Raw genomic sequence first — 279 nt, 5'->3', positions numbered from 1 at the left:
GGATGCTCGGATAGTTCTTCTTCCGAATCATGCGGCTGGAAACGCCTTTCAGGCTGTTGAAGTGTACATGGTCGTCCTCGCCGTCGAACTCCACCAGTTCCGCTTCAAAGTCCGTGCAGACGCTGGAACATATCGGCCGCAGGTCGTCAAGAATCTCTTTTGTGAAGACTTCACGGCGGTATTTTGTTGCGAAGACCAAATGTAGGTGCATGGAGGAAAACACCGTGTCTTCCGTGGCGAATTTCATTGTAATGACTCATAGACCAAGCTATAATCGAA

At 49.5% G+C, this 279-nt stretch carries 1 pseudogene; it reads right to left on the bottom strand.

Annotated features, from left to right (window positions below):
* Positions 1-260, bottom strand: a pseudogene (tnpA, locus tag F1735_RS34920) (IS200/IS605 family transposase); the annotation flags it as partial.
* Between the last annotated feature and the right edge of the window lie 19 nt (positions 261-279).

The sequence above is a fragment of the Massilia genomosp. 1 genome (assembly GCF_011682185.1).
GTDB classification, from domain to species: Bacteria; Pseudomonadota; Gammaproteobacteria; order Burkholderiales; family Burkholderiaceae_D; genus Telluria_A; species Telluria_A rubra.
The sequence above is the reverse complement of the archived record's forward strand: the minus strand, read 5'-3'. Positions and strand labels throughout refer to the sequence as shown.